Source organism: Listeria ivanovii subsp. londoniensis (assembly GCF_000763495.1).
GTDB lineage: Bacteria > Bacillota > Bacilli > Lactobacillales > Listeriaceae > Listeria > Listeria londoniensis.
In genome coordinates this window covers 535,241-557,621 of record NZ_CP009576.1, presented here as the reverse complement: position 1 = coordinate 557,621, position 22,381 = coordinate 535,241, and the positions used below count along the sequence as shown (strand labels likewise).

Here is a 22,381-nt window from a genome sequence, read left to right as displayed (position 1 = left end):
TACCTTAAGCGCCTATTTTTGTCGATTTTCTTAGAATCGAGTGAAATTTGAATGTCTAACTACTAATAACTAATTTTAAAATCTCCAAACTCATTCTTTCACAGTCAATCCCGTTTTTCTGTCGACCTTCCCTTTTTTCTGCACTACTGGCGGACTAGTTTATAAAAAAACAGCGCCTCAATAGAAGCACTGTTCCCGATTTCTTACTATTAATTTCCTTAAAAAAGTGGATGCAATGAGCGATTTTCTTGAACGCCTTCGATTGCTCGGCCTAAGATGCGACCGATGGAGATAGTTGTTAGTTTATCGAACTGTTTATCTTCTGGAAGGTCGATGGAGTCGGATGTAATTATTTCTTTGATTGGTGAGTTTTGTAATCGTTCTATTGCATCTCCAGCCATAACTGAATGAGTTGCACAAGCGATTACTTCTACAGCGCCTTTTTCTAATAGAACATCAGCCGAGGTCGTTGCGCGAACACCGGTATCAATAATATCATCCACCACAATGGCAACTTTACCTTTCACATCACCAATGACGCTCATGATTTCGTCTTCGTGCGGTCTTGGTTTACGATTTAAAATGGCAATTGGCGCGTCTAGTCGGTCGGCAATTCTACGCGCCCGAACTACACCGCTATGATCTGGTGCCACTACAACGACATCTTCATCTCCGTATTTTTCAATTAAATAGTCGCCAATTAGCGGAACTGCTGAAAGGTGATCAATTGGAATATTGAAAAAGCCTTGAATTTGCGCTGCGTGTAAATCTACCGTAATCAAACGATCTGCACCGGCACGCCAAATTAAGTTTGCCATTAATTTGGCGGTTATAGGTTCTCTTGAGCGTGCTTTCCTGTCTTGACGAGCATAGCCATAATACGGCATGATTATATTGATCGAGTGAACTGAAGCTCGTTTTAAAGCATCGACCATAATTAAAAGCTCCATTAGGCGTTCATTCACGTTTGCGTTCATTGATTGAACTACATACGCGTTAGTCCCGCGAATACTCTCCTCAATATTAATCTTCACTTCTCCATCACTAAATTTCTGGAGCTCCACCTCACATAAAGGTATATCTAGATAATCTGCAATTTTTGTTGCAAGTGGTCTCTCACTCGTCACAGAAAAAAGTTTCATTTTGCCTGCCATTGCTATCTCCTTCCGCCGTGCTGATTTCTTCTCCTTATTATTATATAGAACTGTCCAAACATTGTCTACTAGCTATAAAGGTTTATTGCTATTGCAGTACCTGGTTGCAAAAAATAAACCACCTAAAAATATGGATTTTAGGTGGTTTTATTATTCTATCAGCCTCTTAATTCGGCTTGAATTGCTTTTAATTTTTTAGGGGTTACATCGTCGCCTAATGGGTCGATGATAGTCACATGATGTAAATTATCTTGTACTGTCCCTCTGATTTTTTGTAAATATTCTTGACGGAGGACAGCTTGTCTTTCTTTTTCAAAGTCAGTTAATCCTTCATTCTTTTGTTTTGCAGCTAATTCATTTATATTTTTTAATAACAATTTCATGCTATCCCTCCTATCATATTGTTACTTTTAATAAGTAACTAACAAAATTATAATACAAAGGTCAGAAAAAGTCAAACTTATGCTTTTTATAAAAAAATACCCCTTAAATTAATAAGGAGTATTTCATAGCGTCATCTTCCGCAGCCTTCCACAAAGCTATAATGCGGAAAATGGGGCAGTGATACTTAAGTCACTGCTTGTAGGCTCATCGCATAGAATCAACTATAGCATGGATAAAATTCTCTGTAAAGACTTATTTTGTAAATTCTAGCCAAATCGAAGCTATTGCCTCGTGTCCCGATTTAGTAGGATGCACACCGTCTTCTGCCAAATAAGTTGGACCGTGTTTCACAGCTAAAGCATTCATTAGGCCATCGAGCGGAATAAGTGTTGCGCCAAATTCAGCTGCAAGTTCACGCACCGCACCAATTTTCGGATCTAGATCGCCGCGCCAAGCTTTTCTATCTTCTGGATAAGGTAAAACAAATGGTTCCATTAATACGATTTCAGCTTTAGTTTCCGCTTTAATTCGTGTTAAAATCACCCGGTAAACTTCCTTAAAGGCAGTAACAGATGTATCTTCCCATCTGCTAAAACTAAACCAAGTATCATTTATCCCAATTAAAATTGTCACAACATCTGGTGCGAGTTCTATCGCATCCGCATCAAGACGACGATGTAAATCCACCACCCGGTTCGCACTAACACCACGATTTAAAACCGTCACGTCTTCTGCTTTCAAGCTATCCGTAATATATTTTACATATCCCTGACCTAAATCATACCCATCCGCAAAGTCTCTTCCTGCATCTGTGACACTATCGCCTAAAAAAAGTAATTTCTTCTTCACTAAGTTCCGTCTCCTTTAATTTTCCTGATTCTTTATTATAACAAAAAACTTAGAAGATAGTCCGCACAAAAAAACAGAAATCTCCTTTTAGAACAAAAGAGGTTTCTGTTTTTCACATGATTAAAATTGTTTATGCAATAAATCTAGCACATGGCGCAGTTCATTGACATCAATTTGACCAGGAGCAGATGCTTTTTTCGCAGCTCCAAAGGTCATCGCAGAACCAAATACTTCTCCAGCAAGGCGGCTAATCACACCAGTTCCCGCCATTGACATAGTAATAATTGGTTGGTTGACTTTTTCGAATACTTCATTAGTAGCAGAAAGTAATGTTAGCACGTCTGCTGCTGATTTTGGCATAACTGCGATTTTTGGAAGGTCTGCTCCGAGTGCTTCCATTCGAGTTAAACGCGAAATAATTTCTTCTTTCGCAGGCGTTTTATCAAAATCATGATTAGACATGACTACTTTTACATTGTTTTTATGTGCTGTTTCAATAAGACTGGCAACATCTGCTTCTTCATTAAAAAGTTCCACATCTACTAAGTCTACTTTTTTAGTAGCAGCGATTGTTTTGTTTAGTTCAAAGTAAAATGCATCACTAACCGCTAATTCTCCGCCTTCTTTCGCACTACGGAAAGTGAATAAAATTGGTGTTTCTGGTAAAATAACACGAATTTCTGTTAAAGCCTCTTCCACTTTAGCTAAATCTTCCACACCTTCAAAGAAATCAACACGCCATTCTACTACATCTAAATCAATCGTTTTTAACATTTCCGCTTCTTCTTTTAAAGCAAGAATTGTTTTACCGACCATTGGTACGCAAATTTTCGGCGCACCTTCACCAAAAGTTACATTTTTTACGACTACTTTATTCATCTGAAATTCTCCTCATTCGATATTATGTCTTAAGATTAACGATAACTTTCTCAGAGTGCAAGTTTTTAAAATAGGATTTCTTTAATGTAATCCACTGGCATTTCTCTGTGTGTCCAGATCTCAAAAGCTTTCGCACCTTGCCAAAGCATCATTCCAAGACCGTTTAACGTTTGACAGCCTTGCTCTTCTGCAATTTCAAGTAATCTTGTTTTCGTTGGTTTGTAAACAACATCTGACACGATTAGTTCTGGGCGCAACATATCCGCGCTTGGTAATAGCGTCTCTCCTTCAAAAGGTTTCATTCCAACGCCAGTCGCATTTGTGAAAATAACACTTTCGGAAATTTCTTTGCGTAATTGTTCTTCATCTTCAATATCAAATAATTGGGCTTTACAATCTGTTTTTGAATTGATTTTTTCTACTGTTTTTTCAGCATTTGCATAAAAATCGTCTTTTCTGTTGAAAATAGAGATTTCTTTCACACCGTCTAGTGCTGCTTGGATACAAATTGCTGTTGCCGCACCGCCAGCGCCACAAATCGTCATTTTCTTGCCAATAATGTCATGTCCAGCTTCTTTTAACGCACGCATATAGCCAGTTCCGTCTGTGATATGACCAGTTAAAACGCCATCATCATTAACAACTGTGTTTACCGCACCAACAAGTTCAGCTGCTGGGGATAATTTGTCTAAGTATTTATGGATATTTGTTTTGTTTGGCATGGATACATTCCAACCACGTAAGTTCATAGCGCGGAAACCTTGTACTACATCTTTTAATTCTTTGTCGCCAACTTCAAAAGCAAGATATACATAATCTAGTCCTAGTTTTGCAAAAGCTTCATTGTGCATTGTTGGAGATAAGCTGTGTCTAATTGGTGTAGCGATTAACCCGATTAATTCTGTGTGTCCTGTAATTCGTTCTGTGATTTTGTTTGTCATGATAAAATCGTTCCTTTCCAAAATAAAATTTATTTGTGAAAATATGAGCTTATATAAAGAGCGAATGTGGCAAGACGAATTTCGCCTTGCCATTTCGGATTACAAAGAGCCGATTTTTTCTAAAGTGGTTAAAATATTGCGACCTTCGCGAACGCCTTCCAAAATTTTTCTTGTCGCTGCGCTATCGCCAATATTTACGATTTCGATTTGTTTTTCATGTCCATATGCCGCAAGTTCTTCCATTAATGGTCGTTCTGGACGCATTCCTAGACAGACAAAACCATAATCAAATGGAATCTCTGCATCTACGCCATCATGCTTCACTTTAAAATGATCTGCTGCGACTTCTGTGAGTGCTGTTTCCGTTTGTACATCAACCTGATTTTTTTCAATAATATCCATCATCGAAAGTCTCGTTATCATATCTAAATCTTTCCCAAGTAATGGCATCATTTCTACAATTGTAACATCCGAGCCGCGTTCTGAGAAGTACTCAACTACATCAAGACCAACTGCACCACCGCCGATAACTGCGACCTTCTTGTTACTAAAATCAGTAAACGCTTCTATATTCGAAATTAATCCAAAAATAGAATGAACGTTACTGCCTTCTTTGTCAATCACGTCTAACAAACCTTTAATTGGTGGAAGTAATGGTTTGGATCCTGTGGCGTTAACCACCACATCAGGATTAAATGTATCAATAAGCGCAGTATCAGCTTTAGTGCCCGTAATAACTTTTAAATTGGTTAGTGTTGCTGCTCGATTCGCTAAATAATTAGGGAAATCGGCAATTCTCTTTTTGTCAGGAAGATTGGCAATTTCGCGAGCTAAGCCTCCAGTTTGTTCATTTGCTTCAATTAGTGTTGTATTGCAACCAACTTCGGCCGCCGTACAAGCTGCTTCAAGCCCTGCTGTTCCACCGCCGATAACAACGACATTGGTCGGACGAGTCACTTTTGTTTCTTTGTATTTATCTTCATGGATAATATCCGGATTTACGGTACAACGAATTGGTTTTGATTTTGCAATGCGGTGATCCGCGCAACCGATATTACAAGAAATACATTTTCGGAGCATTTCTTCTTGACCAGCTGCCACTTTATTCACCCAATTAGGCTCAGCGATTAAGCCACGCCCCATCGCAAGTAAATCTGCATAACCTTCTGACAAGATTTTTTCCGCAGCTTTTGGACTGCGAATGTTTCCAGAAGTAATCGTCGGTTTATTGAATTTATCTTTGACTGCTTTAGCTAAGTAACTTCTCCAGCCATCTTCTAAATTCATTTGGTCGATTTGTAAATATAAATTGTCATTAATTGCCGCTGAAACATTTAAAATATCTGCTTCTTCTTGACAATAATCTAGTAATTCTAAAATATCTTCTAAATGATTTCCGCCATCCACAAACTCATCAGCACTAAAACGAAGCACGATAGGGAAAAATGGACCAACTTCAGCGCGAACCTTTTCTAATATTAGTTTTACAATCCGAGCGCGGTTTTCTGCTGTTCCGCCAAATTCATCTGTTCGTTTATTATAAAGAGGTGATAAAAATTGGCATAGCAAGTAAGAGTGACCGCCGTGGATTTCAACTGCATCAAAACCAGCCTGTTGTGCTCGTCTAGCTGCAGCGCCGTATTTATCCACGATTTCATAAATTTCTTCCACCGTTAGCGGACGAGGAATCGTACCACCAGTTTTCGACGGGATATCAGATGCCGAAACTGGTTGTAATCCGTTTAAACGAGCTGGATATGCCGAGGCTCCAGCATGATTGATTTGAATGGATACACAAGTTCCATGTTTGTGAAGACGTTCCGTTAGTTTGTAGAAACCTGGGATATATTGGTCGTTATCAATTCGAAGTTGCGTTGTCCCGTTTGTGCCATAAGGAAAATCGACACAAGCATTTTCAATGGTAATAAGTCCTGTTCCGCCTTTTGCTCTTTGCTCATAATAAGCCATATGTTCTTCTAAAAATTCGCCATTTAATCCAGCTAAGTTAGTACCCATTGGTGGCATAATCACGCGGTTTTTAATCGTCATGCGTTTTACTGTTAGTGGTTCAAAAATACTCGGATAATCTGTCATAATAAGCCTCCTGCGACTATAATTTCAGCAAATCATTGTTACATTTATCACGTTCAATAATGCACAATCTTATTTCTCTTTAATTATAAATCACGGATAATTATTAATCTAATGTATATTTTTCTATTTATCCATAGATTTTTTCTATGAAATCGAATACAATAGAGTTATGAAGGGATTTCGAGGAGGTTAACAGATGAATTTGCGTCAATTATATTACTTTAAAAAACTAGCTGAAAAGGAACACTATACTATCGCCGCTGCCGAACTATCTATTACGCAGCCTAGCCTAAGCCATTCCATCGCTGAGTTAGAGCGCGAACTTGGTGTTTATTTATTTGAAAAACAAGGTCGTAATATTCGTTTAACTAAATATGGCCGCTTTTATTTAACTTATGTAGAAAAATCACTTGCAGAACTCGAAAAAGGGGAAAAACTGCTGCACGAATTAACAAGCCCTTCTCACGGGAATATTGATTTAGGCTTTATTTACACTATGGGGGCGCATACTGTTCCAGAATTAGTTCAAAATTTCACGAAATCTGAAGCACATAAAGATATTACATTTTCCTTTTATCAAGGAGCGACTAAATCGATTATTCCTGACTTAAAAAATGAAAAATTCGACCTAGCCATTTGCTCCTACGTCGAAAATGAGCCCGATATTGAATTTTTACCATTAACCAAGCAAGAACTTGTGATTGTTGTCGCTGAAAATCATCCACTGGCGCAGTATGACTCAATTGATTTGAAAGATACTGCTGATTATTCCTACATATTCTTTTCGGATACGAGTGGGCTTAGACCGCTAATAGATTCCCTTTTTACCGAAATAGGTATTCAACCAAAAATTGGCTGTTATGTAGAAGAAGATACGGCAATGGTTGGTCTTGTAAGCGTCGATTACGGTATTTCTATTATGCCAAAAATATCTTCACTAGCGCACTATAATGTGAAAGTTTTATCGATTAACGAGCCAAAACATGACCGTTTTATTTACCTAGCAAGTTTGAAAAACCACTATATATCTCCCGCTTCCAAGACTTTCAAAGATTTTGCATTACACTACAGCGAAAAGCATTTCTTATAGAAAAAAGAGCAAAATCCGTATGCCTGATTTTGCTCTTTTATAGTTAAAAATAAATACTTCCTGCTTCTGCATCTGCAATAAATCTGTATAGATCCCCCACTTTTTCCAAATATGGCAGATACTCCATGTTTTCCATAAATTCGACTTCATCAGGTAAAATTCCTGGTTTCGTACAACCATTTAACGTTTGATAAAGCAACTCAGCAGAAAAAGTTTCTGGCAAGAAATCGCGAATCGCAGTGGACAATAAAAATTCTTCTGTAATTGCGCTAAACGCTTTTTTCAATATTTCTAAATGATCAAAAGCAAGTGGTAGTTCTAGTGCTTCGATCATCGGAAAAAGACCAATATCCGCCGCATCGTCCCCGGCCGCACGTTTTTCCAAAGCTGCTGATGGAACAATCGCGTAAAAACACCGTGAGATAATCCAGCCTCGCGGATCCCTTCCTGGCTTATCAAATACACCAAAAGCAGTGAGTGGAATATCAGTCAAACCAGTTTCTTCTTGTAGTTCTCGTTTCGCCGCTTGTTCGGCTGACTCATTTTCTTCAACAAACCCTCCTGGAACAGCCCATTTTCCACCTTCGATATTTGGTCTTCCTTCCGCATTTGTAGTCGCACGTTTTATTAATAAAATATGTAAAGTTGGAGCTCCATTTAATTCTTTGACCGTTGTTAAAATCATGTCACTCGTATAGCCGTCTGGTGTCCGAAATTCTTTTGCACTGTAATTTTTTAACGCGTCTTCTTTTTTTATGAATTCTTCTGTCATCTCAATATTTGCCTCCTTTAGCTGTTAATTCTCTAATAATATAGTACCATAATTCCTAGACACATAAAATGCAAAAAACATGTCCAGCTAATGAAAATCATTGAAGAGAAGCTTGGACGAAACTAAAATTCAGCCAAAAAAATAGAAAAGCAAGAATCATTGTGTGGAACCATTTCAAAAAATGGAATAGACAAGATTCTTGCTTTTTTCATTCTAAAGGCTCTTTATTAATAGATATATTCATTTCTGATGATTCTTATACCATTCTTCTGCTTTCGAAGTGGCGATTGGGATAGCCCGGCCTTCAGGATATCCATCTTTTAGTAAAGCATTGCCAATTTCGATGGCTTTTTCGCGTTCTGCTTTTTTTAAATTTTTCCATGAATCGGGGTAATCATTTTTTGTCCATGGCATGATTCTTTCTCTCCTTTTCGCTTAATTAATTGGTGCGCCACCTGTAATACCATATAGCTGACCAGTAATATAACTTGCCTCATCCGAAGCAAGTAATACATATACACTTGCAAGCTCTGCTGGTTGTCCTGCACGTTTTAGAGGCTGATCTTGTCCAAATTCTGGCAAGCTATCTTGTGGCTGTCCCCCAGAAATTTGTAGTGCTGTCCAAATTGGTCCTGGTGCAACCGCATTGATTCGAATACCTTTATCCCCTAATTGATCTGCTAAGCTTTTAGTGATTGAAATTAAACAACTTTTTGTCATTGCATAATCAACCAGATGTGCGCTTGGTTTAACACCTTGAATAGAACTGGTTACAATAATACTTGCTCCTGTTTTTAAGTAATTCAATGCTTCTTGAATGGCAAAAACAACAGAAAAGACATTCACCTCAAAAGTATCACGCAATTGAGTAGAAGATAATTTCTGAATATCGAGTTCATATTGTTGCATGCCCGCATTTAGCACTAGAATATCTAAACCACCGAGTTCCTTTACAGCTTTTTTAACAACTTCTTTTGCAAAATTCTCATCTCGTAAATCTCCAGGTAATAAAATACACTTACGACCGGATTTTTCTACTATTTCTTTCACTTCTTGCGCATCTAATTCTTCATCAGGGTGGTAATTAATTGCAACATCTGCGCCTTCTCTAGCGTAAGCAATGACAGCAGCCCGGCCAATACCAGAATCTCCACCTGTGACAAAAGCTTTTTTACCAACTAATTTGTTTGCTCCTTGATACGTGTCTTCCCCCGTATCTGGCACTGGGTTCATTTTGCTTTGCAAGCCTGGGTAAGGTTGTAATTGTTTTTCAAATTTTCCTGAATAATATTTGTTTAAAGGGTTTTCGTTTTTCATTTTATCTCCTCCTATGTTTAAAATCTATATTCGGGCGGCATATCCCATCACTAAATAGGCTACGAAAATAATCAAAACAGCCACGATAATTATCCACCAAATATTCATCCCTAATTTTCTTTTCACTTTTTTATTTCTCATTTATTTTCACCTCTTTTTGATGAAATAATGCAAATAATTATTTAATAAATTCCCGTGACTCTATGCAGTAAAACCCAAAATACGTAATCGAAAACATATTGTATCGAGCATGAAATATACGTTAAGCAAATTTAATACAATAAAAAAAGAAGACGAAAATTCGTCCTCTCTCGATACACCTATTTATTATTTTTCGATAATTGTACGACCATTATAAGTGCCATCTGGGGAAATACGGTGTGACATCCGGTATTCTCCTGTTTCACTATCGCGACTCAAACCTGGTGCTGTTAGGCCTTTATGCGTACGACGCTTGTTTTTCTTCGCTTTGGACGTACGTCTAGCTGGAACTGCCATTTTGCTCGCCTCCTTAATTGTTACACTTGTACCATTGTAACGCTAAACTCACGAAACTTCAATATTACAAATCTGCCAAGTCCTTTACCCAATCATTTAGAGGCCTTCGGGGCTTTGGTTCTGGAATTTCCGATAATGTCGTTAAATGTAGTGTCCCGACGATCTTTTGCTCACTAGGAATACCTAGGTCCTCTGCAAATTTTGTATCAAAAATAAATCTATTTGTGCGCCAAATCATGCCAATTCCTGCTTCCCAACCAAGTAGTTGCATGTTTTGAATAAAAGCACTTGTTGCTCCAATCGATTCAAAATCTTTCTTACCGTGGCCGATGATATTTGTCGTCACGATTAATAAATAAGGAGGCGTGATAATTTTCTTCGCATAGCCAGCTTTTAAATCTGCTATTTCTGCTTCTGAAAAAGTCACCCCTTGTTCCCGCTCATTGAATGCAATTATTTTTTCAATGTAATGCTCTTTTTCCTCAAGAGTATGCAAAACATAAACGCTCCACGGCTCTACTTTACTATGAAAAGGCGCATATGCCGCTTGTTCCAACAGTGTATTGATTGTTTCTCTTGAAATTGGTTCGTCGTTTGCTTTTTTAATACTGCGACGTTCCATTATTATATTTTTTATCATTACTACTCCCCCTTTAAATGATAAAGGTTATCATTTAGAAAATTATAGCACGCCAACTTGATGGCTCGCTAGTAAATGAGCTTCATTTTAAAAAGCAAATTAAAAAACAAGCCATTTTAACGGCTTGTTTTGACGGTGTTATTTTTATTTTTCAATAACTACAGGATTTTGCACATGTACGACTTCAAAGCGAGCAATTTCGTTTCCGACAATGCCTTTACGATCTTCTCTTTGTGCTCTAGAATCTTTTGTTCTTCCGTGTGCTTTTTTGAAGGAATCACTTTTCACCCAATTGCGTTGCGCTTCTTCGCTTTCCCACTTACTTGTCACCACTACTTCTTCATAATCTTTGTCTTCTGGTTTGCTATGCCAAAGTTCAAAACCTAGAAAACCTTCTACTTCAGCGATATCCTTTGTTGGGTGTCCGTCGCCATTTTCACCAGTAAATTGACGGATAACATGCTCTGCTGCACCTTTTTCTACTTTAATCGTATTAGTTACAATAATCATTCTTTCTTCCCCCTTAGATAATTGCGTTGTATGTACATTTGGCTTGTTGATTCTATTATATTGATAATGATTCTCAATGTCAATTTTAGGAATTAGTGGGGGCTCCCACAAAAAAACAAAGAATAAATGTGGAAGTTTATCCTTTGTTTCATTGTTTATAATTTTTCAATAACCGGAATCCAGACTTCTGCATAATAATCTGGCCCTGAGGTATCGCCTTCTGAATAAACTTCTAGCTCTGGTCCTGGTCCATGTTGGTAGTTACTTGATGGCAACCATTCACCAAAAACATACTGCCAAACTTCTTGAATAGCTGATGGCATCGGTCCGACTGATCTAAAAATGGCCCATTTACTTGCGGGAATTATTATTTTTTCCATATCGGTTGGTGGAGTTTGTTCAGACTCGATAGCAATATAATAATCCATTTCTTCTTTGGCAAATTGTTCTGGATTCATCGAACAGACACCTAATATCGCGTCAATCGTAGCAAATTCTGCTAGTTCAGAAATTCGATTAATATCTCCATTTTCATTTGCTTCTTGCCAAAATTGGCTAATTTTCTCTTTTTGACCTTCATTTTTAACGGAAAAAGTACGTTTTTTTCCTATTGCTGAAAAAGTATTTCTTTCAACGATTTCTACTTCCATGATTATTGCTCCTTCCTGATTCAGTTTGAATAAATTAGTAAGCGTATTCGTTAGTTTTAGTATAAACAAAAACTACCCAATCTCCAAACGGAAACTGGATAGTTCAACTATTATTCTTCCGTGGCTGCTTGTTTTTGTTTCATTCGTTCACGTATACCAACGCGTTTAATTTGTTTGCTGCGAAGTTGTCCGCAGGCTGCATCAATATCAGTTCCATGCTCACGACGAATCACGCAATTAATACCGTTTTTCTTTAAGGTGTCATAAAAAGCAAGTACATCTTCTTTGGTGCTCCGTTCATAATCAATATGTTCATCCACTGGGTTATAAGGAATTAAGTTGACATACGCCAAATGACGATGCTCTCCAAGAAGTGCAGCTAATTCAAGCGCTTCTTTTTTATGATCATTCACACCTTTTAGCATAATATACTCGAAAGTGATGCGGCGGTTTGTTTTTTCGACATAGTAGTGAATAGCTTCCATAAGTTTTTCAATCGAATAAGTTTTGTTAATGCGCATAATGCTCGTCCGTAGTTCGTTATTCGGCGCATGAAGTGAAATTGCCAAGTTAACTTGAAAATCTTCATTCGCAAAATCAATAATTCTTGGAGCAAGACCACTAGTTGAAACTGTAATATGCCTTGCACCAATTGCGAGTCCTTTATCATGATTAATCACTCGTAAGAAATCCATCACGTTATCATAGTTATCAAATGGTTCACCAATCCCCATAACAACCACATGGCTCACACGCTCTTCCAACTGACGATCATCTAAATAATGTTGCACGTTCATAATCTGCTCGACAATTTCTCCAGCAGTTAAATCACGACTTTTCTTCAGTAGTCCACTTGCGCAAAAAGTACAGCCAATGTTACAACCAACTTGAGTCGTTACGCAAACAGATAAACCATACTCTTGCTTCATCATTACGGTTTCAATTAAATTACCGTCACTTAACTTAAATAAATATTTTGTCGTACCATCAGTGGATTCTTGTACCACTTGCGCTTCTAAAGTGTTCATGACAAAATTTGCCATTAATAGCTCAATTGTTTCTTTTGGAACGTTACTCATTTCTTCAAAAGTTTTGACGCGTTTTCTATAAAGCCAGTCCCATACTTGTGTCGCGCGGAACTTCTTTTGGCCGTGTGCTTCTAACCATTCCGTTAATTTTGTCCATGTTAATCCATAAATGGAGCTCTTTTCCATTGTTCAGCCTCTTTTCAGGTCTTGTTTTTCGTCTATAAAGATTATAGCTGTTTTGTCGTTCACAAGCAATGCTATTTCGGAAATAGGTTGTTAAGATTTTTGTCCAACCTTAATACATTTGAAAAAATTTTTATTTAAAATTAAAAAATAACCGTCTTTAAACGTTTTATAGTTTAAAAAAGACGATTATTTTTTGCATTTCAAACATTTTACACCATTTTCAGTGATAGTTTTGTCCGAAATATGTAGTTTTAAAATTACTTTTAATTTTACAACATTCCTTTAATTGTTTTAAAGAGTTCCATACCTAGTTCTGTATCATTTTTATGTACTTTTAATGTTAATGGTGCAGAGTATGAAGTATTTTGTGTCACTACTGTATTCCCGTCAACACCAATTTTCAAGTCAAAATCTCGATCCAAAGTTCCAGCTGTTTCAATAGAAATGTGTTTCAATGCTTTTACTGGGAAAAATTTATATTCCACTTTCTTCCCTGTTAGACCTTGTGCATCTACATTAAAAATTCCTTTGGATGTAATAATTAATTCATCTCTTACAAATTTAAAAACACGAATAATTTGCTCATCTTCATCTAAAAATCTTTCAATTCCATAAGAAGACTCGGTAACTACTGAAGCTTTTCCCATTAACTTATCAAACATTAAACTCATCCTTTTTTGATATATTTTTGCTGCCAAAAATCTCACTGTTTTCAAATTCTATTAAATACGAAAAAAAGAACTATGATTAGTGAGAACTGAATAAGAAAACGCTTTATTCAGACAATACTCATTATAGCATATAGCTTTTGCCTAATCTATCACTTTTTTAACAAATAATGGCTATATATTTTAATGGAATACATAATGAGAAGTATCATTTTTTACGTTATACTTAAAAAGGAGGTGCAACGATGAAAATTACCAACCCGATTTATGGAACTTTTGAAATTGAAAAAGTACTAGAAGAATTAATTGCAAGTCCTTCAGTAACAAGACTTGGAGAAATACATCAAGGCGGCGCTAGTTATTTAGTGAATCCGCTTTGGAACGTAACAAGATTGGAGCATTCTATTGGTGTGATGCTGTTTATCCGACGATTTGGTGGATCTCTGGAGGAACAAATTGCTGGTTTACTTCATGACGTTTCTCATACTGCCTTTTCTCATACAGTTGATGAGGCTCTTAAATTGGAAAAAGAGGATTATCATGAACAAATTTTTAAAGACTTTGTTAAAAAATCCACCATTCCAACTATCTTAGAAAAATATGGTTATTCTTATGAAAAAATTTTAGCAGATATTTCCAAGTGGAAGATTCTCGAGCAGGAAGCACCTGAACTTTGTGCGGACCGGATTGATTATACATTAGTTGACTTGTATCGGCATGAAAAAATCAGTTTGGCAGAAGCAACATATTTTTTGGATAAATTAGTAGTTATAAATGGACAGATTTATTTGACGGATGTACCTACTGCAGAATGGTTTGTAGAACAATATTATTCGGAAGTAATTGATTATTTTTATGATCCACTGAATATATTTGCCAATGAGATTTTAGCGATTGCACTTCGATTGGCTTTACAGCAAGAAACAATCACAACTGCTGATTTCCAGCTAACAGATGCAGAACTATTGGCTAAATTAATGCAAAATCCAGATGTAAAAGAACAAATTCAAGTCCTTTGGAGTGACGTTCGTTTAGAGGAAAACCATTCAGATTATACTTTTCATCAAAAGAAAAAAACACGATTGATTAATCCATCTGTTTTAGTGAACGGTCTACTTATTCCTGTGGCGGATATTTCTGAAAAAGTGCGGAAAATGAATCGGGTGGCAACTCAAAAAAGTCAGGCTGGTATCTATTTAAAAGTCATTCAACCAAAAAAAGAAACCAATCTTACTGACTGATTTCTTTTTGAGAATTTAGCTATTTTTCATTATAGATTTTTCTATTCAAATTAACAATATCTTCATGGTTAAAATCGGGTGAAAAGCTAGCAATGACTTTCTCTCTAAGTGACGGAGCTTTTTCTTTGTTAGCTTTTTCTAGCGCTTCTTTTAATTCTTCTTTTGTCAGTTCAGTACAATAAGCAGGTGTCCCAGGTTGTGCTCTCCATGAGTTGTTTAAATCCCCATTATCTACAACATCAAAACCTACTTCATCTACAATATGCATTACTTTTTCTTTTTCTACAATATTATTCCCTGAAACAGCTATTGCAATACGATTTTTATCATCTTGATGTGTTCCTTTATTGGCTAATGTATAGGCTAATAGATTGTTAAAGGCTTTCACTACGTCGCGCCCAATTTGCTGCGATACCCAGATACTTTCAACTTCACCTTTTTCATTGATTGCAGGAAAGAACTCGTGCTTTTTGGTAAAGTAAATGTGCTGGTTTGCTCGTTAAAAGTAACCTGATGTAACAACTCTTGTACCACACGTCTGATCGACCGAATGAATTTATCTAACGCATGGAAAAACTAGTCATGGCTTTGTTCGAAATCAAGGTGGCCTGTTTCATTTCTAATTCCAAGATGTTTTGACCTCATTGGAACAACTGAACGAAAAGATACAGTAGCGATATTTTGCAAATCATGATACTAGTCTTCACTAATATCGTTTTATTCCCTCTGTTAACTTTTGTTAGTAGCTATTCGTAACTTGATTAATTAGTATATTTATTACTTTCTAGCTTGATTATCAATCTTGTGATAATGTACTTTATTAAATTGTTTTCAAGTATTCTATTTCTTCATCAGACCATCTTTCGTGAAGCTTATTTTTCAAATCATCAGACAATCTAAATATATCTAGCCACTCTGAACTTTGTTTCACGCTATTAATATTCCACAAGCTTGTATTATCAATATTTAGCACTTTGTTTCTAAGAAGATAAGCATTTTTTTCAATATCTTCATCAATTAGCCCATTCTCTTTCAGTTCAATTAAATTATTTTTACTAAAAAAAGAGGTAACACCAACTATTAAATCTTCGAAAATGAAAGTTTCTATTTCTTCATTAGATAATTCTAAAATAAACATACCGCTTTTCTCTAAAGTATCTATGAACCAATCAAACTTTCTACCTAAAGTTATTTTTTTCAAATTTTATTCACCACCAAATTTTATAATTGTTGCTTTATCATTTGAGAAATCTATATAATCTTCCCCAACTATTTTCACTTTACCAGTATCACCTGTGGAAAATCCATAATAGGAACCCCCATGTATTCCGTCTCCGGGATGGAAAAATACCATTCCATCTCCTTCATTAGTAAATTTCCAACCATTACCTACTGACCCATATGTCGACTCTGCCCAGCCCTCACCTAATATTGATTTAATTTCATTTTTAGTACTTCCATATAATCTTTCGGGGCCAGAGATTATATCATCAAGTGAATTAGGTTTCCATTGAACATTTCCAACGCCATATTTTTCTTTAAAGTAATTATTCCATTTTTCTCCACTTACTGTTTGCTTAGCTTCAGGAGGAGTCCACTTTGCTTTTGAAGATGCTGTAGAGTCTTTATTAATAATAGGAGGATTCCTCGCTGCCGCAACCCCAAATCCTAAACTTAATGTCATATCCGTTAAGCCGGTATCATCCATTGCGTCTTTCATGCTCGCGACATAGGCGGAAGTTTTTAATATTCCTGCACTAGCTCCGGATAATTTTTGACCGCTTAAGTAGTTGACGCCATCTTTCCAGACATCGTTTACTTTGCGTTCGAGTTCTTCGCCGGAAAGTTCCGTGTATAGGATTGGGTTTAGTTCCTCGCCATGTTCTTCGAGGAAGTTTTGTAATTCCTTGTTGCTAGCTCGTTTTCCGTCTTTTTCAAGCAACCACATTGTCACGGTTTTGCCCTTATCATTGACATAAGTATACGCTAACAAGGTGTAATCTTCCAAGCAATCTGGGTAAGGATCTTTGTTGTTTGCGGTTCGAGCTTTATCTAGTGCTTTTTTCATTGATTGTATACTATTCGTTGTGTTAGTTGGTATTGAGTAAGTGCCTGTTTTATCGTTAAAGGTCACATTATGTAGCAATTCTTGCACGGCTCGTCCGGTCGCGTAAATGAGTTCAACCAAGGCGCTGAAAAATTGGCCATGGCTTCGTTCGAAATCCAAGTATCTTTCTAGGATGTTCTCATTTTCTATTGCCTGGAGTAATTGCGTATGGACACTTCTTGATTTCACGACATAGACTTGTTGCATGTCTGGTTTGGTGTTGGGCGCGGTTAATTGGCGGTGTAAGTCTTCTTCTTTTCGCTGGAGTTGGCTGACTTTCGCCATTGCTTCTTGTAAGACTTCTGCATCGATCCGAGCTGAAGGTGAACTATCTACTTGGGCACCAAACTCGCGGATGTATTGGGATAGCCGTTCTTCGGTTTCGTCTAGTGCTTCAATGATACTTTTGGTGATGCTTGAGTAGGTGCTGGAAAAATAGCGTTTCGATGTGGTGACTGCTTCTCCTTTTAGGCTGTTGTCTTGGGCATAGTCCGTAGTTGCTTCCTTAATTTTTTTGACCATTTCTTTGGCTGCTGCATTGCTACTTCGCAAACCGTGGAGAAAATCATTTAGTTCGGCGATATCTATTCGGCTCATGTTCTCCACTCCTTTTGCAAGGTGGCTTGTTTTGTTTCTAGATTGTGGAGTTGGGCTTTATTTTCTTGTAATTCCGCGTCTAAATTGGTTCTTTTTGCCTGAAGGTCTTTTTTCCACACTTGGGATTCTTCGTGTTGCTTTTCTTCTAAGTAACGATGGAAACCACTCGCTTCTTCCCCTTGCCATCCAGTACGCAAGGATTCCAGTAAGGCTAACTTTTCTTGTTCGAATCTGGTCGCATCTTCTTCTAACCAGTCTTGTTCGTTTTGTTTTCTTCTCGTTTGTTCTATGTAGTTTTCTACTTTCACTTGGGCTTTTTTGACTTGTTGTAGTTGTTGGTCTATCTGGCTGTGGGACGCATCCATTTAACGTGCCTCCAACTGACTGATTTTCTTCGCGACATTTTTATCTTGTTTGTTATAAGCTTTTCCCATTTTTTCTAATCGGGCGGCATCTTTTTTCGCGACTTGTTGAAAATCTTCCACGACATCCACTAAGTCAATCAGCGCGGACCTAAGTTGATTAATGGAATTGGCTCGTGAATAAGCCATGTTCCCGTTTTTTAGTGGTAAATAGTTCCCGTTACTGGCGATTTCCAGTTGGTTAGCGTGTTTTTGGAAAGTTGCTTTTTTTACTTTGATTTCACTCATTTTAGCGCTTCCATTCTGTATATATTTCTGCTTTTAGTATAGCATTATCACAGCTGACTATTTGTGAGCATTTTGTGAATATTCTCGCTAATAAAGTAGTTTTTTATTCGGATTTTTTTATCAAAATAACACCTCCAATTTTTTTCTAAATTGGAGGTGCTATTTTTATACCAAATTTCCAACAACCTTCACCCGTAATCTAGTCGCATTACCTGGATGATAAGCAAGTGGTATCTCTTCTACTTCTACAACTTCAATCGTATCTGGCACTGCTCCAGCAAGTCTAGCTTGTTCTCTTGCTTTTTGTTCAGCATCTTGCAGCGCATCTTCACGTTCGATTTGTGAATAAATATAGATTTGCTCATATTGTCCGCTGATTTGTGAAATCGACGCGCCAATCGCATTAGCAACTGGTCCGTTTTTATCACGGAAAATCGATGCTACACCTGTGATTTCGTCAGGGATAATCACGCTTCCACCACCAACTAAAACAAGATTCACGTTACTCGAGCTCGTTTTCATTTTATCAATCGCATCTTCCGTCATATGAGCGATTTTCTCATATGCTTTTTCAGCAAAATCGGTTGGAATATGTGCGACTAATTTCGCGTCACCAATATCTGCCATTCCCAGACGAACGGCGATATCCGTAGTTGTTAAGGTTTCCCCACCAAAAACGAGTGCTTCTTCAGAAATCCGGTAACCGACGCTATCTGGACCAATCGTGATTTCGCCATCATTTTCGCGAACGATACTACCGCCGCCAAGACCAATCGAAATAATATCTGGCATTCTAAAATTAGTTCTTACTCCTCCAACATCAACCGCTAGTGAAGACTCACGAGGAAATCCGTCTGTAAGTACCCCGATATCCGAAGTTGTACCGCCAACATCGAGCACCATCGCATCCTTCAATCCGGCTAAATAGGATGCGCCGCGGATACTATTTGTCGGTCCACAAGCGATTGTTAAAATTGGGAATTGCCTTGCATAATTCAGTGACATCAATGTTCCGTCATTTTGGCACAGATAGATTTCTGCGTGTTCAATTCCTTCTTGCTCGAGTGCTTTTTCAAAACCATTACTAGTTGCCGCAATAACTTTGAAGAGGGCTGCATTTAAGATGGTTGCATTTTCACGTTCAATTAGCCCAACGGAACCAACTGTAGATGAAATGGATACTGGAATATCTGCGCCAAGTTCATCTGTAATAATTTGTTGAACTGCTAATTCTTGGTCATTTTTCAAGGAAGAAAAGACGCCTACAACTGCAACAGACTCGACTTCCCCTTTCCATTCAGCCAAAGTTGCACGAATTTCTTCTTCATTAATTTCGGATAGCACTTGACCGTCATACTCATAGCCGCCACCAGTTAATTTATATTTTCCCGATAAAAAGCTTACCATATCTTCTGGCCAAGCTGTATATGGTAAAACGGATGCTGTTGCTGGATAGCCTAAACGTAAAACGCCTACCTTTGCCAGTTTTTTGCGCTCTACAATCGCGTTTGTACACTGTGTTGTTCCGAGCATCGCATGTGTTACTTTCGAACGATCAATTCCCGTTTCACTTAAGACACGATGTAATGATTCGGTAATTCCTGTTTCAATATCTTCACTTGTTGGCATTTTGACACTATGGATGAGCTTTTGATTTTCATCTAAAATAACCGCATCTGTGTTTGTACCACCAACATCAATTCCTATTTTATACATGGCGGCGTTCCTCCTTTTGTACAAGTTCTTCTAATGGTTCAAAATCAACTTCATAGCCAAAATAGCGTGGCCCAACTGTCTCAATTCCTTTTTCTGTCCGCCAAGCTTTATCTGCAGGAAGTGCCATCACGCGAATTCGTTTACCATATTTTAGTGCTTCCGTCGTGACTGGCATTAATGTTTCTAAATCAACCATACAAATTAAATCTGGTGTTATTGCAATCGGCTCTCCATTTTTCTCTGCGACTAGGTTTTCATTTTGGAAATGGACTATTACTTCGCTATTCGTATCTTTATTTAAACCAGCAATTTTTACTCTACCAAAGTTAAAGCCTGCACGAGTTTCGCGCACCACATCAATAATTTTCCCTTCAAATAAATGATAACCATGCGTTACATCTATTAATTTTTGTAATTTATCTGCTTCATCTAGAGAAGTTTCTCGAATCACTTTGCCAATTTCTTCGGAAAGTGTCACGATATGTTTAATACTACTTTGTTTAATTTGCGCTCCATCACAAGGATATAAACTAACAAGTGAACTCGCACCCATTTCGACAGTAGTCACCCTAGCAAGACGTTCAGTCCATTTGTTATCAATAGTTTCCATAATCCCAATGTTTCCTTTTTCGTCGGTAATCGCCATTGGTGTTGCTGAAACGCCGTCTAAGTGGAAAGTTACCATTTGTAGTTCAGGAAAAGCACGCCCCATACCATCGCAATCAATTAGTGGCAAGCCTAGTTGAGCCGCCACAACAATCGGAATCATTGAGTTAACTCCACCTGCTTCCATTGGAAATGTTCCTTTTACTTCTTTACCTAAGTATCTTCCTAACTTTTCAAAAACGCGGACAAACTCGTCACCTTTAGGAAATTTTTCAATAAGTACAGAAGGTGCACCCATCATCGCTGCAGGAATAAAATAATCATCGTCCGCAATTTCTTCTGGAGATAAAAGTTGTACTGGCCCATATTTTTTAATAGCTGTTAGTGCCATCATTTTACCGATGTATGGATCTCCACCCCCACCAGTTCCTAAAAAAGCGGCTCCAATCGCAATATTTTCAATAGCTTGTTCATCTAAATAACGCATTTATTTTCCCTCCAAATTTTCTACATTGGTCGTTTTACTACTTAATACTTTTGCTCCAATTAAATAAACAGCGAGCGACAAGATAATTCCAATTAACGGTTGATTTGGTAATTGCGGTAGCGACGGGAAAAATGTCAAGATGACAGGAATTCCTGCAATTACTGCACCAACTAACCAAGCACTTACACCAAGCCAGTTGACACCCGGAACAGGTGCCCATTTCGATTTGTCTCCTTTTTGAACGATCCAGTACGATGCAATCATAACTCCCGCAACCGGTGGAACCATCGCCGAAAGTACGGACATAATTGGAACAAAATGACTTAAAATCCCGAATACTGCGAGTAATGTTCCAAGTCCGCCAGCCGCTGCAACAGCAATTTTATGATATTTTTCAGATATATTGAACACATTAATAATTGCAATACCACCCGAAAAAGCATTTACCGCATTGGTAGTCCAAGCCGCAAGTATCAAACCAATAATCCCAAGTACTGGTAAACCAAGATTAGTAAATACAACTGAAATATCTGCTGTACCTGCTGTTAAGGCAAGAATCGCACCCACTGCAATCATTAAGACACCTGATGGCAAAATTCCAACTACTGCTGCTTTCACAACATCTTTACGTGATTTAGTATACTGCGAATAATCTCCAGCAATAACTGCTCCTAGCGCAAATGAACCAATCGTAATTGCTAGCCCCGTCATAAACGACATGCTCCCAGCTGGTTTGTAATTTTGTACAATCGCAAGCCCGCCATCATTAAGCGATACAATTAATCCATAAATACAAACAAATAATAAGACTGGTACTGCAATATAATTCAAAATGCTCAAAATCCGAATACCGTAAATAGCCGAAAGTAGCATAATAATTCCCCAAATCAAGGAAGAAACAGGTACTGGTAAGTTAATGCCATAAATTCCTAGAAACTGGGAAAATGCTGCACCACAAACGTTGGCTTGAATCCCAAACCAACCAAGACAAGCAATTGCTAAGATAATGGAGATAATTTTTTTTGATCCTTGCTCCCCGAAAACTTGAGATGCCACGCTTACTGCTGGAATTCCTAAGTCACTACTTTGCATTCCTTGATATATCATAAATAAGACAATAACGCCGTATCCTATAAGTGCTATTAAAATCGTTTCCCAAAGAGACATACCCGAAATAAGTGTTCCCCCAACTAGGAGACTCGGTACGCAAATCATTGCGCCTGTCCATACAAATGCCAAACTTTGCCAAGATTGTGTTTGTTGCTCTGTTTTTTTCGTTGTCATGTTATTTCGCCCCTTTTTATTGAAATAGTTATA

At 37.6% G+C, this 22,381-nt stretch carries 25 protein-coding genes; 2 read left to right on the top strand and 23 right to left on the bottom strand.

The annotated features are described in order from the left end of the window. Positions 1-218 precede the first annotated feature (218 nt). The 6 genes from JL53_RS02690 to JL53_RS02665 all read right to left on the bottom strand — a co-directional run bounded on the left by JL53_RS02690 (position 219) and on the right by JL53_RS02665 (position 6,301). Entirely contained in the window at positions 219-1,154 is a 936-nt protein-coding gene (locus tag JL53_RS02690) for a ribose-phosphate diphosphokinase (protein WP_038406684.1), read from the bottom strand. Positions 1,155-1,312: 158 nt separating this feature from the next. Continuing rightward, positions 1,313-1,537: a DUF896 domain-containing protein gene (locus JL53_RS02685; protein ID WP_038406683.1), complete on the bottom strand. Its 225-nt coding sequence runs from the start codon at positions 1,535-1,537 to the stop codon at positions 1,313-1,315. A 253-nt stretch (positions 1,538-1,790) separates the two neighbouring features. Beyond that, positions 1,791-2,387, bottom strand: a complete 597-nt coding sequence (locus tag JL53_RS02680; RefSeq protein ID WP_038406682.1) for an SGNH/GDSL hydrolase family protein — start codon at positions 2,385-2,387, stop codon at positions 1,791-1,793. Positions 2,388-2,507: 120 nt separating this feature from the next. Then, complete coding sequence (gene aroD / locus JL53_RS02675; protein WP_038406681.1) at positions 2,508-3,266, bottom strand: type I 3-dehydroquinate dehydratase; 759 nt, start codon at positions 3,264-3,266, stop codon at positions 2,508-2,510. Positions 3,267-3,331: 65 nt separating this feature from the next. Further along, positions 3,332-4,207, bottom strand: a complete 876-nt coding sequence (locus tag JL53_RS02670) for a shikimate dehydrogenase (RefSeq protein WP_077916260.1) — start codon at positions 4,205-4,207, stop codon at positions 3,332-3,334. 99 nt (positions 4,208-4,306) lie between these two features. Further along, positions 4,307-6,301: an NAD(P)/FAD-dependent oxidoreductase gene (locus JL53_RS02665; protein WP_038406680.1), complete on the bottom strand. Its 1,995-nt coding sequence runs from the start codon at positions 6,299-6,301 to the stop codon at positions 4,307-4,309. Positions 6,302-6,497: 196 nt separating this feature from the next. Here JL53_RS02665 and JL53_RS02660 point away from each other — a divergent pair, with 196 nt between their 5' ends. Next, complete coding sequence (locus JL53_RS02660; RefSeq protein ID WP_038406679.1) at positions 6,498-7,391, top strand: LysR family transcriptional regulator; 894 nt, start codon at positions 6,498-6,500, stop codon at positions 7,389-7,391. A gap of 43 nt (positions 7,392-7,434) precedes the next feature. On the opposite strand, the gene JL53_RS02655 is transcribed toward JL53_RS02660, so the two are convergent. The 9 genes from JL53_RS02655 to JL53_RS02615 all read right to left on the bottom strand — a co-directional run bounded on the left by JL53_RS02655 (position 7,435) and on the right by JL53_RS02615 (position 13,654). Next, positions 7,435-8,163 (bottom strand): NUDIX domain-containing protein, encoded by a 729-nt coding sequence (locus tag JL53_RS02655; RefSeq protein ID WP_038406678.1) that lies wholly within the window; start codon positions 8,161-8,163, stop codon positions 7,435-7,437. A 240-nt stretch (positions 8,164-8,403) separates the two neighbouring features. Beyond that, positions 8,404-8,577 carry a DUF2188 domain-containing protein gene (locus JL53_RS15275; RefSeq protein WP_077916401.1) on the bottom strand — a complete coding sequence of 58 codons (174 nt, stop codon included), beginning with the start codon at positions 8,575-8,577 and terminating at the stop codon, positions 8,404-8,406. A gap of 21 nt (positions 8,578-8,598) precedes the next feature. Further along, complete coding sequence (locus JL53_RS02645) at positions 8,599-9,480, bottom strand: SDR family oxidoreductase (RefSeq protein WP_038406677.1); 882 nt, start codon at positions 9,478-9,480, stop codon at positions 8,599-8,601. A 327-nt stretch (positions 9,481-9,807) separates the two neighbouring features. After that, entirely contained in the window at positions 9,808-9,978 is a 171-nt protein-coding gene (gene rpmF, locus JL53_RS02640) for a 50S ribosomal protein L32 (protein WP_003745576.1), read from the bottom strand. A gap of 64 nt (positions 9,979-10,042) precedes the next feature. Continuing rightward, positions 10,043-10,618, bottom strand: coding sequence for a nitroreductase family protein (locus JL53_RS02635; RefSeq protein WP_038406676.1), 576 nt, complete (start codon positions 10,616-10,618; stop codon positions 10,043-10,045). A gap of 144 nt (positions 10,619-10,762) precedes the next feature. Beyond that, positions 10,763-11,128, bottom strand: coding sequence for a heme oxygenase IsdG (gene isdG / locus JL53_RS02630; protein WP_003745571.1), 366 nt, complete (start codon positions 11,126-11,128; stop codon positions 10,763-10,765). A gap of 155 nt (positions 11,129-11,283) precedes the next feature. Next, positions 11,284-11,778 carry a GyrI-like domain-containing protein gene (locus tag JL53_RS02625; protein WP_038406675.1) on the bottom strand — a complete coding sequence of 165 codons (495 nt, stop codon included), beginning with the start codon at positions 11,776-11,778 and terminating at the stop codon, positions 11,284-11,286. Positions 11,779-11,888: 110 nt separating this feature from the next. Next, positions 11,889-12,992, bottom strand: coding sequence for a dual-specificity RNA methyltransferase RlmN (gene rlmN, locus JL53_RS02620; protein WP_038406674.1), 1,104 nt, complete (start codon positions 12,990-12,992; stop codon positions 11,889-11,891). A gap of 269 nt (positions 12,993-13,261) precedes the next feature. Continuing rightward, a complete protein-coding gene (locus JL53_RS02615; protein WP_003718575.1) occupies positions 13,262-13,654 on the bottom strand; it encodes a PH domain-containing protein in 393 nt (130 codons plus the stop codon). 251 nt (positions 13,655-13,905) lie between these two features. On the opposite strand from JL53_RS02615, the gene JL53_RS02610 reads away from it, so the two are divergent. Continuing rightward, positions 13,906-14,901, top strand: coding sequence for an HD domain-containing protein (locus JL53_RS02610; protein ID WP_003718574.1), 996 nt, complete (start codon positions 13,906-13,908; stop codon positions 14,899-14,901). Between the two features lie 19 nt (positions 14,902-14,920). On the opposite strand, the gene JL53_RS02605 is transcribed toward JL53_RS02610, so the two are convergent. The 8 genes from JL53_RS02605 to JL53_RS02570 all read right to left on the bottom strand — a co-directional run bounded on the left by JL53_RS02605 (position 14,921) and on the right by JL53_RS02570 (position 22,348). Further along, positions 14,921-15,289: an NAD(P)-binding domain-containing protein gene (locus tag JL53_RS02605; RefSeq protein WP_003718573.1), complete on the bottom strand. Its 369-nt coding sequence runs from the start codon at positions 15,287-15,289 to the stop codon at positions 14,921-14,923. Positions 15,290-15,721: 432 nt separating this feature from the next. Further along, a complete protein-coding gene (locus tag JL53_RS02600; protein WP_003718571.1) occupies positions 15,722-16,102 on the bottom strand; it encodes a hypothetical protein in 381 nt (126 codons plus the stop codon). Positions 16,103-16,105: 3 nt separating this feature from the next. Further along, the gene (locus JL53_RS02595) at positions 16,106-17,605 is read right to left on the bottom strand and encodes a T7SS effector LXG polymorphic toxin (RefSeq protein WP_038406673.1); all 1,500 of its coding nucleotides are present in this window, start codon (positions 17,603-17,605) and stop codon (positions 16,106-16,108) included. Beyond that, the gene (locus JL53_RS02590; protein WP_038406672.1) at positions 17,602-17,970 is read right to left on the bottom strand and encodes a hypothetical protein; all 369 of its coding nucleotides are present in this window, start codon (positions 17,968-17,970) and stop codon (positions 17,602-17,604) included. The genes JL53_RS02595 and JL53_RS02590 overlap by 4 nt, the downstream gene beginning before the upstream one ends. Continuing rightward, on the bottom strand, positions 17,971-18,255 hold the full coding sequence (locus JL53_RS02585) for a DUF3130 domain-containing protein (RefSeq protein WP_038406671.1): 285 nt from the start codon (positions 18,253-18,255) through the stop codon (positions 17,971-17,973). A gap of 165 nt (positions 18,256-18,420) precedes the next feature. Further along, positions 18,421-19,971, bottom strand: coding sequence for a hydantoinase/oxoprolinase N-terminal domain-containing protein (locus tag JL53_RS02580; RefSeq protein ID WP_038406670.1), 1,551 nt, complete (start codon positions 19,969-19,971; stop codon positions 18,421-18,423). After that, a complete protein-coding gene (locus JL53_RS02575) occupies positions 19,964-21,064 on the bottom strand; it encodes an S-methyl thiohydantoin desulfurase family protein (RefSeq protein ID WP_038406669.1) in 1,101 nt (366 codons plus the stop codon). Before JL53_RS02575 ends, JL53_RS02580 begins: the two co-directional genes overlap by 8 nt. Continuing rightward, on the bottom strand, positions 21,065-22,348 hold the full coding sequence (locus JL53_RS02570) for a cytosine permease (protein WP_003718565.1): 1,284 nt from the start codon (positions 22,346-22,348) through the stop codon (positions 21,065-21,067). Positions 22,349-22,381: the final 33 nt, after the last annotated feature.

What these genes read in the sequence shown, in the direction of transcription:
- JL53_RS02670 (WP_077916260.1), bottom strand. Translation starts at nt 4,207, where the DNA reads ATGACAAACAAAATCACAGAACGAATTACAGGACACACAGAATTAATC.
- JL53_RS02610 (WP_003718574.1), top strand. Translation starts at nt 13,906, where the DNA reads ATGAAAATTACCAACCCGATTTATGGAACTTTTGAAATTGAAAAAGTA.
- rpmF (WP_003745576.1), bottom strand. Translation starts at nt 9,978, where the DNA reads ATGGCAGTTCCAGCTAGACGTACGTCCAAAGCGAAGAAAAACAAGCGT.
- JL53_RS02690 (WP_038406684.1), bottom strand. Translation starts at nt 1,154, where the DNA reads ATGGCAGGCAAAATGAAACTTTTTTCTGTGACGAGTGAGAGACCACTT.
- JL53_RS02625 (WP_038406675.1), bottom strand. Translation starts at nt 11,778, where the DNA reads ATGGAAGTAGAAATCGTTGAAAGAAATACTTTTTCAGCAATAGGAAAA.
- JL53_RS02645 (WP_038406677.1), bottom strand. Translation starts at nt 9,480, where the DNA reads ATGAAAAACGAAAACCCTTTAAACAAATATTATTCAGGAAAATTTGAA.
- JL53_RS02580 (WP_038406670.1), bottom strand. Translation starts at nt 19,971, where the DNA reads ATGTATAAAATAGGAATTGATGTTGGTGGTACAAACACAGATGCGGTT.
- JL53_RS02585 (WP_038406671.1), bottom strand. Translation starts at nt 18,255, where the DNA reads ATGAGTGAAATCAAAGTAAAAAAAGCAACTTTCCAAAAACACGCTAAC.
- JL53_RS02575 (WP_038406669.1), bottom strand. Translation starts at nt 21,064, where the DNA reads ATGCGTTATTTAGATGAACAAGCTATTGAAAATATTGCGATTGGAGCC.
- aroD (WP_038406681.1), bottom strand. Translation starts at nt 3,266, where the DNA reads ATGAATAAAGTAGTCGTAAAAAATGTAACTTTTGGTGAAGGTGCGCCG.
- JL53_RS02665 (WP_038406680.1), bottom strand. Translation starts at nt 6,301, where the DNA reads ATGACAGATTATCCGAGTATTTTTGAACCACTAACAGTAAAACGCATG.
- JL53_RS15275 (WP_077916401.1), bottom strand. Translation starts at nt 8,577, where the DNA reads ATGCCATGGACAAAAAATGATTACCCCGATTCATGGAAAAATTTAAAA.
- JL53_RS02590 (WP_038406672.1), bottom strand. Translation starts at nt 17,970, where the DNA reads ATGGATGCGTCCCACAGCCAGATAGACCAACAACTACAACAAGTCAAA.
- JL53_RS02635 (WP_038406676.1), bottom strand. Translation starts at nt 10,618, where the DNA reads ATGATAAAAAATATAATAATGGAACGTCGCAGTATTAAAAAAGCAAAC.
- JL53_RS02660 (WP_038406679.1), top strand. Translation starts at nt 6,498, where the DNA reads ATGAATTTGCGTCAATTATATTACTTTAAAAAACTAGCTGAAAAGGAA.
- JL53_RS02655 (WP_038406678.1), bottom strand. Translation starts at nt 8,163, where the DNA reads ATGACAGAAGAATTCATAAAAAAAGAAGACGCGTTAAAAAATTACAGT.
- rlmN (WP_038406674.1), bottom strand. Translation starts at nt 12,992, where the DNA reads ATGGAAAAGAGCTCCATTTATGGATTAACATGGACAAAATTAACGGAA.
- JL53_RS02595 (WP_038406673.1), bottom strand. Translation starts at nt 17,605, where the DNA reads ATGAGCCGAATAGATATCGCCGAACTAAATGATTTTCTCCACGGTTTG.
- JL53_RS02615 (WP_003718575.1), bottom strand. Translation starts at nt 13,654, where the DNA reads ATGTTTGATAAGTTAATGGGAAAAGCTTCAGTAGTTACCGAGTCTTCT.
- isdG (WP_003745571.1), bottom strand. Translation starts at nt 11,128, where the DNA reads ATGATTATTGTAACTAATACGATTAAAGTAGAAAAAGGTGCAGCAGAG.
- JL53_RS02570 (WP_003718565.1), bottom strand. Translation starts at nt 22,348, where the DNA reads ATGACAACGAAAAAAACAGAGCAACAAACACAATCTTGGCAAAGTTTG.
- JL53_RS02685 (WP_038406683.1), bottom strand. Translation starts at nt 1,537, where the DNA reads ATGAAATTGTTATTAAAAAATATAAATGAATTAGCTGCAAAACAAAAG.